At 53.7% G+C, this 936-nt stretch carries 1 protein-coding gene; it reads right to left on the minus strand.

Annotated elements, in window-relative coordinates; all coding sequences use genetic code 11:
- Nucleotides 1–22 precede the first annotated feature (22 nt).
- Nucleotides 23–894 (minus strand): IS5 family transposase gene (locus tag NW818_RS12825; RefSeq protein ID WP_414330855.1). Its coding sequence is split into 2 segments (ribosomal slippage): nt 23–543 and nt 543–894, totalling 873 coding nucleotides; the frame shifts between segments, so codons are not numbered across the junction.
- Between the last annotated feature and the right edge of the window lie 42 nt (nt 895–936).

A 936-nucleotide genomic window follows, 5' to 3' on the forward strand; every position in this document is an offset into this window, starting at 1 on the left:
TTAGAGACTGTCTTAAAACCGTCTAGGAAGCCAATCTTCTGACCATAAGTCGGATCATCGCCGTGTAGATAAAGGTTTCTGAGGTTTCGGGCAGGAACTCGTAGTCCCGATTGAGCCTACGATTGAAACTTAGCCAGGCAAAGGTGCGCTCCACTACCCACCTCCTGGGGATGACCACAAAGCCACGATGCCCTCGGGTCTTCTTGAGTAGCTCCTCGGCTAAGTCATCAGGGATGGGTTTTTCATCGGGCCACCAGATACCGCGAAAGTTGGCATCGGGTCGCTGCATGACCTGCACCGTCCAGCCTAAAGTTCGCCTGACCCACTCCTCGAACTGGCGCTTGTAGCCACCGTCAATAAACAGATGACAGAAGTCTCTCTGGGTTGCCCAAGCCGCCTGTAGCACCACTTTCCCGCCTTCGGCATCGGTGATGTCAGCAGGCAGAACCTTGACTTTGAGCACCAAACCCTGGGTATCCACCATCAAGTGCCTTTTGCGACCCTTGATTTTCTTGCCCCCGTCATAACCCCTGACCCCCCTTTTTCGCTGGTCTTCACACTTTGGCTATCCACACTCCCCGCAGTCGGGTAGGGGTTGCGTCCTACCTGGACACGGGTCTTCTCCCGCAGGGTGGTATGGAGTCGCTCGATGAATCCGCTCTTTTTCCACAGCCTGAAGTAGTGATAGACCGTCTTCCAGTGTGGCAAATCGCTGGGCATCATGCGCCAGGAGCATCCAGAGCGAGTGATGTAGAAGATACCGTTGAGGATTTCTCGCCAGCTATGTTCCCTTGGTCTATGGGTGAAGCAGGAGGGCTCGGGCATTAGCGGTTCGAGTATCGCCCACTCATTGTCCGAAAGATCGCTTGGGTAGCAGCTTGCTCGACTATTCATGCTCGATTATATCGTCTGGGAAAGTTTTAAGACAGTCTCTTA

Source organism: Synechococcus sp. R6-5, from assembly GCF_047461775.1.
In the GTDB taxonomy this organism is placed as follows: Bacteria; Cyanobacteriota; Cyanobacteriia; order Thermostichales; family Thermostichaceae; genus Thermostichus.